The sequence below is a fragment of the Paenibacillus sp. E194 genome, assembly GCF_000935845.1.
In the GTDB taxonomy this organism is placed as follows: Bacteria; Bacillota; Bacilli; order Paenibacillales; family Paenibacillaceae; genus Paenibacillus_B; species Paenibacillus_B alvei_B.
Window position 1 is genome coordinate 1 of record NZ_JMDX01000222.1, and the last position, 9,255, is coordinate 9,255.

Annotated in this window: 11 protein-coding genes; 1 reads left to right on the forward strand and 10 read right to left on the reverse strand. The window is 47.2% G+C overall.

Annotated features, from left to right (window positions below; all coding sequences use genetic code 11):
• The 10 genes from AZ66_RS22910 to AZ66_RS22955 all read right to left on the reverse strand — a co-directional run.
• Positions 1–238 (reverse strand): response regulator (locus AZ66_RS22910; protein ID WP_044356986.1); only part of this gene is annotated, 238 nt, incomplete at its 3' end.
• A 227-nt stretch (positions 239–465) separates the two neighbouring features.
• Positions 466–1,725 (reverse strand): cytochrome c biogenesis protein CcsA, encoded by a 1,260-nt coding sequence (gene ccsA / locus AZ66_RS22915; RefSeq protein WP_044356987.1) that lies wholly within the window; start codon positions 1,723–1,725, stop codon positions 466–468.
• Positions 1,722–3,404 (reverse strand): cytochrome c biogenesis protein ResB, encoded by a 1,683-nt coding sequence (resB, locus tag AZ66_RS22920; protein ID WP_021259236.1) that lies wholly within the window; start codon positions 3,402–3,404, stop codon positions 1,722–1,724. Before resB ends, ccsA begins: the two co-directional genes overlap by 4 nt.
• Positions 3,405–3,431: 27 nt before the next feature.
• The gene (locus AZ66_RS22925) at positions 3,432–3,959 is read right to left on the reverse strand and encodes a redoxin domain-containing protein (protein ID WP_227774399.1); all 528 of its coding nucleotides are present in this window, start codon (positions 3,957–3,959) and stop codon (positions 3,432–3,434) included.
• Positions 3,960–4,174: 215 nt separating this feature from the next.
• The gene (locus tag AZ66_RS22930) at positions 4,175–4,921 is read right to left on the reverse strand and encodes a pseudouridine synthase (RefSeq protein WP_021259237.1); all 747 of its coding nucleotides are present in this window, start codon (positions 4,919–4,921) and stop codon (positions 4,175–4,177) included.
• A gap of 106 nt (positions 4,922–5,027) precedes the next feature.
• On the reverse strand, positions 5,028–5,573 hold the full coding sequence (locus AZ66_RS22935; protein WP_021259238.1) for a spore maturation protein: 546 nt from the start codon (positions 5,571–5,573) through the stop codon (positions 5,028–5,030).
• 73 nt (positions 5,574–5,646) lie between these two features.
• Positions 5,647–6,309, reverse strand: a complete 663-nt coding sequence (locus AZ66_RS22940) for a nucleoside recognition domain-containing protein (RefSeq protein WP_231587000.1) — start codon at positions 6,307–6,309, stop codon at positions 5,647–5,649.
• A gap of 27 nt (positions 6,310–6,336) precedes the next feature.
• Positions 6,337–7,638 carry a D-alanyl-D-alanine carboxypeptidase family protein gene (locus tag AZ66_RS22945; RefSeq protein WP_052648783.1) on the reverse strand — a complete coding sequence of 434 codons (1,302 nt, stop codon included), beginning with the start codon at positions 7,636–7,638 and terminating at the stop codon, positions 6,337–6,339.
• 195 nt (positions 7,639–7,833) lie between these two features.
• Positions 7,834–8,310 (reverse strand): GerW family sporulation protein, encoded by a 477-nt coding sequence (gene ytfJ, locus AZ66_RS22950; protein ID WP_044356988.1) that lies wholly within the window; start codon positions 8,308–8,310, stop codon positions 7,834–7,836.
• Complete coding sequence (locus AZ66_RS22955; protein WP_021259242.1) at positions 8,283–8,960, reverse strand: DUF2953 domain-containing protein; 678 nt, start codon at positions 8,958–8,960, stop codon at positions 8,283–8,285. Before AZ66_RS22955 ends, ytfJ begins: the two co-directional genes overlap by 28 nt.
• Before the next feature lie 199 nt (positions 8,961–9,159).
• On the opposite strand from AZ66_RS22955, the gene AZ66_RS31570 reads away from it, so the two are divergent.
• Positions 9,160–9,255, forward strand: a 96-nt coding sequence (locus AZ66_RS31570; protein WP_044357640.1) for a helix-turn-helix domain-containing protein, incomplete at its 3' end; no start/stop codon positions are given.

Below are 9,255 nucleotides of genomic sequence, written 5' to 3' on the forward strand. Positions count from 1 at the left end.
TCACTGGCGTAGCCTTCACTTGCTTTAAGCGTGTGCATACTTCTACACCGTCGATGCCTGGCAGCATCAAGTCAAGAAGAATGAGGTCATACTCTTCACTTACAGCCATTCGCAGCGCTGCTTCTCCATCTTCCGCCTCTTCAATTTCAAAACCTTCTTTTTCAAGGTACATTTTCAACAGTCGGCGTATCCGCTCTTCATCATCGACGATCAAGATTCGATTCACTTGCTCGGACATGTATGACTCCCCTTTCCACCATAAAAGAAAACCTCAAGCGAAGCCAAGTGCGGCTGCAATTGATGAGGTTGGTAGCTCTAGCTTTAATATAACAGGCAACTCGCAGGGTAATCCTCTCGTCGTTGCCTTGATACTTGGCTCTATTATAGCAAAAATGTGAACGACTGGGGTACTCCTTGTTCGTAATCCCAGTCGTTTCTATCTTTTTGCCATTTGTTAACCTTCAATTATACCCCTGAGTAGGAATGCAGGCCTGATATCACAAGGTTTACCCCAACAAGTGTGAACATGACAATAATAAATCCGATTACCGACATCCAAGAAGACTTAGTTCCTTGCCAGCTGCGTGCTAGACGCAAGTGCAAGTAAGCGCTGTATGCAAGCCAAGTCACAAGCGCCCATACTTCCTTCGGGTCCCAGCCCCAAAATCTTGACCATGCAACCTGGGCCCATATCATTGCAAAAATAAGTGCGCCTAACGTAAAGATCGGGAATCCTATCGCGATTGAGCGATAGCTAATCTCATCCACAGTGTCTGGATCAATCCCATGGAACAAGGGTTGAAGGGCCTTTGCGATTGGCTTGCGCAGCAGCAAGCGAATTAATCCGTACAAGATCAGTCCTGCGATGACCGACCATACTACCGTATTCAGCTTCCGGCCCGATTGAACTCCCTTCATCCAGCCCGGTGCTTCCATTAATGGCAGCTTCATTCCTAGGAAAGAGGGTAGTGATTGCAAGGTAGCTTCATCACTTAAATGCGGAGCCACAAGCGGTGGCATTGTATAGGAGACCATCTCCAAGCCTGTCTCGATCTCTCCTCCGGTCTTGACCGATTCAACCTTCTGTCCTATAACCACCTCATAGCTTGCAGCACGAAAACTGTATACGACCACGATAAAGCCGATGAATACAACGATGCAGCCCATTGTGAACTCAAGCCAGCGCTGCGGCTTGCGCGAGCTTCCAGCATCCCAACGGACGGTACGCAATAAGTAGAGCAGTCCTGCAACAAAGGCTACCGCAAAGAAAGCATAGCTAAGTGCCGACATCGTCACATGGAGCTTTAGCCATACCGAGTTCAGCTGTGGAATAAGCGGCTGTATCTCGCTTGGAAAGACCGATGCATACGCCATCATCAAGAAGGCGAGCGGTACAGCAAGGAGCCCTAATACAGTACTTCGATAAATAAGGTATACAACGATAAATGCACCGATAATCATCATCGACAAAAATGACATGAACTCATACATATTGCTGACAGGGATATGCCCAGCGTATGCCCAACGCAATCCGAAATAAACGATCTGGCTAATAAATCCAAGTATCGTTACACCAAATGAAATTGCTCCCCATCTGCGTTCGAAACGAACGGGATCGCGAGTTTTCATCTTCCGGCCAGCAACAGTCACGACGTACAAAATAAAGGAAAGACAAAACAAGAAAAACGCGATAATATATGCGTCCTGACTCCATTGCAAAGTCACGCCTTATTCCCCCCACGATCGATCGATTTGGCATCTACTTCTACGTGAACAGCTCCGAGCGCACTCGCCACCTCATTCCGAATTCCATACCAGTTCTTATTCGTATGGGCACCAAGCAGCAAGCGATTGCCGTCGATTCGAAGCCATATGCGGCGATGCTGCCAATAGAAGCCCATAACTAGACCGATCATACTGATACCAGCCCCAATCCAGATGAGCGGCAGCGCCGTTTCCTTACGCACGGTCATATAACTGATTGAATTCGTATAGATGATATCTTCCATGGATTCTAATCCGATGCGAAGATTCGGCATCGAGCCAGACCCTAAACTCTCTCTCAGCTTGGCATTAATATCATCTTGATGAAATTGATCTTTGTCCTTAGGCAGCGCAAAATACAAGTAAGGCAGGCCTTCACTCGGGAGATTCGGCCCCTTAATCAAGAAGCTGAATGCAGGTGCGTTCGGGTTTTGCGATTTTGTAGTCAGTTCTCCGTTTTTGCCAATTGCAAAATCCAAGTATTTCCCTGTCAGTTTCAGTGAATATGGACCTGCTTGAAACTCCGTAGCCGTATTCTGCACCCGAAGTTCTAACTTGCCGTATACCTCTCCTGTGTCCACATTGCTAAGTACAGGGCTTACCGCAACGAGACGCGATTCAAAGTCGCTCTGATAGACCATGAGCCCTTCATATTCAAGCGGTGAATTCAACTGAATATTGTGCTGAGCTACCTGTTCAAGCACAGGCTTCACACGCGCATCACCACACTTGTCCACACACTTGAACAGTGTCGCCTTCGTCTCGAACAGCTTCGGTATGACACGCCCTTCCTTCACGAACTGCTCAGGCATATCTTCCTCGCCGTAATATTCAACTGTAAATTTATCATTCTGCAAATAATAGGGAGTTCCGGGTATTTCACGGGCTTCTCCTTGTGGGAAACCGTCATAATAATCGTAATGCCAACCTGGGATGCTTCGTGCAAGTATAGCAAGCAAGAAGAGAATAAGTCCGATATGGTTGATGTACGGCCCCCAGCGGCTGAACCGGTTCTTCTCAGCTAATAACGCCTCATTATCCTTAATAACCCGGTAGCCTTTCTTCCTGAGTACGTTCGACATGTTATCCAGCCAAGCTTCAGCATCTATGTCTATTGATCCTTCATAGACGATCCGCTGCCTCGAAATAAACTGTACATGCTTACGTATCTTCTGCCGATGTAATGCACGATATAACGGAAGTACACGATCAATGCTGCAAATGACCAGCGAAGCTCCGATCATGACAAGCAATGTAATGAACCACCAGGATTCGTATGTATGAGACAAGCCAAGCATATAATAGATTTGTCCCATTGTACCGTACGTGCTCTTATAATATTGTGTCGGGTCTATGCTGAGAAATGAGCTTTCCTGTGGGTAGATGGTACCGAGTGACGCACCAATTAATGTAATGACAATAAGAATAACCGCCACTTTTACAGAGGAGAAGAAATTCCAAATGCGATCAATCCATGACGGACTTGCCTTCTGCGACTTACGAGCTACCCCGTCATAACGCATCTCCAGTACGGAATCCACCTCATCCCCCTCAAATAGCGGCTTGCCGCAGGCCTCGCACAATACAGTTCCTACTGCATTCTGATGGCCGCATTCGCACTTCGTATTCTCAAACCGCACAGCCTAGTCCTCCTCCCCTTCAAGCCCCTATTCTTTCGCCATTTGTTCCAGATAGGACTCTAGTTGGCTTGTAGTGACTTCCCCAGTATGAATAGCATGGACTTTGCCATCAGGCTTGATGAAGAATGTGGTCGGCAATGGACGGACACCGAATGCTTTGGTTACACTCTTATTTGAATCGAGCAGCATCGTGAAATGAACATTTACCGCTTTCATATAATTGTCCACAACGATCGCATCTTCTCCATAGTTGATGCCGACGACTTCCACGTTGCGATCCTTCCAATCATCTGCTGCCTTCTGCAAGGTGGGCATCTCCCGCTCACACGGTTCGCACCAGGAGCCCCAGAAATTAAGCACCAGGGACTTTCCCTTGTAATCACTCAGCTGCACAGTATCGCCCTTCAGCGTATGAAGCGACACATCTGGTATGCGGCTGCCAACCTCAGGGTATGTAGGCTTACTGTACGCATTGCTAATTGCAATCCCGCCAAGTATCGCAATGACAGCTAGTATGAGAATCTGGACTGTCTTGTTTCTCTTGCCCAATATCATCGCCCCTTCTTGATGTGGTTCAATTGATATAGATTGAACACTTGCTTTCTATGACATATTTCACATTCGGACGACATAAATGCAACAATTGCATTACACCATCCACGACTATTATAATTCATAGATTAGCGGACATATCTTCCTCAATATGAAAATTATGTGTCACCATTTACCGGGCGGGGTGCAATAAAAGCGATATACTGCTCTATCCGATTTTACGTATGCATGGTACGGTTGGATTTCATCTCCATACGGAGTTCGTTGACTTCCGACTTCGTCAGCACACGGTGTTTGCCACGGGGAATCCCTTGCAGCGTAATATTACCGAACTTCACACGCTTCAGCTTGGTGACAGGATGGCCAATCACCTCGAACATGCGGCGAACTTGACGATTGCGACCCTCATGGATCGTTATACTGATGGTTGCAGTATTGCTCTCCAAGTCAACATCATGGTATTCCACCGCTGCTGGCTGAGTCATACCATCCTCAAGTTTAACCCCTTTTCTCAGTTGCTCCAGCTTATCCCCATGCGGTACGCCTTTCACGGTTGCATGATAGGTCTTCTCCACATGATGGCGCGGATGCATGAGCATATTGGCTAACTCACCATCATTTGTAAACAGTAGAAGCCCCTCTGTTTCGTAATCGAGGCGTCCTACCGGATATACTCGCGCCTTGACACCCTTCATAAAATCCATGACTGTTTTGCGGCCTTCTGGATCTGATGTACTTGTAATAACGCCTTTCGGCTTATGGAAGGCTAACACTATTTTGTCGGACTTAACCGATATCGTTCTCCCACTAACAGTAATCACATCGCTTGATGGATCTGCCTTTACACCTAGAGTTGTTACGACTTCTCCGTTAACCTCTACCTTACCTTCCTTAATAAGCTCTTCACACTTTCGACGCGATGCGACGCCCGCGTTCGCCAAAATCTTCTGTAAACGTTCTTCCATGAATGTCTGTCACCTCAAACTATTAGTATCCTCATTGAAGAGAAAAGCCCGCAGCCAAGAGGGCGCGAGCTTGTCATTAACTTACATTATTCAAGCTATTATGATATTACCCTGTTATGAAACCAAATACAAGGAAACAGACGACAATTGCTGCAATAAATCCGACCAAATCAGAGAATAGGCCAACTTTTAGTGCATACCGACCTTTCTTAATCCCAACAGCGCCGAAATATACGGTCAACACATAGATCGTTGTATCTGTGCTCCCCTGTATCGTTGAAGCAATTCGGCCAATCATGGAATCAGGCCCATACATCTTAATCAGATCGGTAGTAAAGGCAAGAGAGCCGGCTCCTGTAATGGGTCGCAAGAAAGCGAGAGGCATCACCTCACCAGGAATGCCTATCCAATCGAGTATCGGGCGCAGCAGCCCCACCATCCAATCCATCGCTCCAGATGCACGAAATACACTGATCGCAACCATCATGCCTACTAAGGTTGGAATGATGTTGATTGAGGTTTGGAATCCATCCTTCGCCCCTTCAACGAAGGTCTCATATACGGGCACACGCCGGAAATAGGCAAACAATGGAATAAAAACGATAATGGCCGGTATGGCCCATGCGGATATAGCGGATACAAATGCATACATAACCGGACCATCCTTTCTACTTCATTTCGAGGCTGGAAGTAAGGTCATGATGCCATAATCATCAAATCATTGTTCAACTAGCTGGTGTATGATATCCCGCTCCCTTGGAGTCGGTATACCGATCTTTTTCAGACTTTAATTGTTGCGGGGGCGGACGCTTCGCATCCTTTCTTCGGTACCATCGATCCGCGAAAATCGCTGCAAATGTTGCAACAATGGTCGCAAGCAGCGTAGTACCTACAATCTCGGCAGGATTAGCAGAGTTGAAATTCATCCTTATCGCAATCAATGTTGTTGGGATTAGGGTTATACTTGACGTATTGATTGCAAGCAGGGTGCACATGGCAGGCGTAGCCGTGTCTTTATTCGGATTTAATTTCTGAAGCTCCTGCATAGCTCTTATCCCCATCGGTGTAGCTGCATTGCCTAGCCCAAGCAAATTCGCGCTCATATTCGACATAATGAAACCGAGAGCAGGATGGTTGCGAGGTACATCGGGAAACAAATACCGAACGACTGGGCCAAGAGCCTTGGCAAGCCGCTTCAGCAGCCCTGCATCCTCTGCAATCCGCATGATCCCTAGCCAGAACACCATAACACTGATGAGGCCAAAGCTTACAGATACTCCTGTCTTCGCTCCCTCGAACACGGCTTCCGTCACTACGTCAATCTTTCCCTGAGCGGCAGCAGCGATGAATCCCACAAGAAGCATGAACATCCATATCGCATTTACAATAACAACCGTCTCCCTTCCCATGGGCGATCAAGCTGCGCCAAATAGTCTGCCTGTTACACGTTTTAGTACCAGCATCCATTCACTGAGAACGGTGCCGCTCTTGCTTTTACTTGGAACTGCAAAAGTATGCTTGGCTGAACCACCTCGAGTTGGCGCAGATTCATCTGGAGAAATTCTTCGAACATCTACACTGGCTATCGGTTCCTTGTCCACATACATCGTCAAGCGTCCCTGATGACCTAACCTTGCTTCGAGACTACCGCTTGTTGGTACGGCGAGCTTGGCAGACAATTTCGATTGTTCCCCATACCCAAGCGGATACGTCAGCGATCTAGAAGCTTCGAATGGCTGACCCTCAATATGTTGGCCTTCCTCTACAATCTTCGCTTGCGGAAACGCTTGAAAGCCGTAATCGAGCATCCTTTTATGGTCTTCCCAATCTCTGGGGTCATTCAGTGTTACGGCAACAAGCTGCTGGCCATTCCGTGTGGCAGAACTGACTAGACACCGCAATGCACCTTTCGTGTAACCTGTCTTCACACCATCTGCTCCCTCATACAAGTGAAGCATTTTATTCTTATTGCCCCACACATAATCCCAATTGTCTATGGTATTAGGCGCCTTCTTCGTACGGGTGCGCACGATTTCACGGAAGGTTGCATTATGCAGTGCATATGCTGATATACGAGCTAGATCTTCTGCAGTCGTATAGTGACCCTTCTCATCCAAACCATGAGGATTGCGGAACTGGGTATGCTCTAACCCGAGTAGCTTCGACTTCTCATTCATTAAGTGGACGAAGCCTTCTTCCGACCCTCCAACGTGCTCAGCAATCGCCACCGCAGCATCGTTGCCTGAACGAAGCATAAGGCCATACAACAAATGGTTAAGACTCATCTCTTCTCCAAGTCTCAAGTAAATGGAGGAGCCTTCCTTACCTACAGCACGAGAAGTCGCCTTTACTTTATCCTCCAGCCGGCCATGCTCAATTGCCACAATCGCGGTCAACACTTTCGTCGTACTCGCCATTGGAAGCTCCTGCTTCCCGTTATGGCTGTATAGCACTCTTCCAGACGCTACATCTATTAAGGCTGCTGCTCTTGCTGCAGTAGATGGAGGCGTGATTCGAGCGGAATCAGTTGCATTCGATAGCTCAACTTGCAGCGGAACAGACCATTCCTGTACAGCCTCACGCTGTGAGCGACTTGTGTCCACGAATGGATCAGCTGACACGGCACGTCCATACAAATCATATGCCAGGACCGAACCCAACAATGCACACAACGCAATCATCTTTCCAACTTGTCCTACGTATGGATGCTTGCTCATACGTTCCTCCTTTATCTGTATACCGGTCAAGTTGTTCCATATGTATGCTTGTTCGAGACCGAGTATGTCCATCACTTATGATTACTTAAGCAAGCAGGAGTTGCTCGTAATGAAAAACAGCGTCAAGCTCCCGTTGACTGCATCGCCATTTTACCGGCAATAACGGCAGCAACAATCAAGCCTGACGCCATATTCCTACCGATCCGATATAATAATATCCTCGGCCGTCGTTGATTCCTGCTTCTTGAACATCGAACTGATTTGATCCAGCACATTAGGTGCGGCATCAATAATTTTCTCCAGCAGATGCGTCTGATTGTCGAGCGACACGACCTGAATGCCCCGCCTGCCAACGACGAGAAAGGCAATCGGTGTTATGTAGACGCCACCGCCGCTTCCTCCTCCAAATGGCTTCGAACCATAGGCATAGGCTGCAGGAACTGTACGAGCCTCACCACGTTCTGAGGCCGGTCTGTCATGTCTGTCGTATCTCTCATCCAACCGGAAGTCGCTGCCTCCTGCCGCAAAGCCAAATGCAACGCGGCTGATCGGCAAAATGACGCTGCCGTCAGGTGTTTGGACAGGATCGCCCACGATTGCATTTACATCTACCATAGCCTTAATATTGTTTAAGGCTGCATGCATTAAGCCCTCGATAGGATGTTCCGCCATGTTCGTATTCCTCCTTCTGCGCGAACGATGCGAATAATCAACTTGATTACAGCAGTTATAGCGTGCACGATGCGAATTTTGGTTATACAAACGATCCTAGTGGAAAAAAAAGGGGTGTGAAATTGCGGATTCACTTCCATCTGAGGATGTCTGCGAAATCGAATATGGTGGCTCAATGCACCTACCAGTATGCTCTTCACTGACCATGATGCCCCTGTCAATAGACAGGCTGTTGCCGGATTAAGCAGTCCAATCTCCGTATCCCAAGTAAACATGCTGCACTGTACTCGTTGGAGAGTTTCCTTGAGCCATAGAATGATGTAACGCGTATGACGTAGAAGTCGCCGCACGTTATGCTTATATCTCTCTATCAATTTCTTATCGACCTGAGCTTCCTCTCGACTTGCATGACCTGTTCCGACATTATCCTTAGATTTTACATGCAGGTGAACCCCTGTTTCCAAGTTAATAAATCGAATGGATCGCCATTCATATTTCCAACGAAGCAGTCCATAGCATGCCCGAATCAATAGAACAACTCGCTCATGTTTTCCTGATTTGTGAATGATGATTTTGCACTCAATGGACGAAAAGACAATGAGGGCAAGCAAGACAACTACTATCCCTCCAGCAATCGCCCATCCTATCATGTCATGCGCCTCCATTTCCTAAACTATCCGTATTATGGCCTTTCATCCAGACTAGCATGCACGATCAAGCATATTTCCGAGTGACCTTACCAAATGACGGATTGTAATATGAAGTGCGACAGCTAGAAAATAAAAAGGCCCATGTGAGTTTCATGTAAAATGGGAGTTACCACACAACCATTCATACAGGAGAACTAACATGAGCTACTCCCATCTTAGCATAATTGAACGTAGTAAACTAGAAACTCTTCTTCGACTCGGCTGGTCGACACGAGAAATTGGACGTGAATTAGGT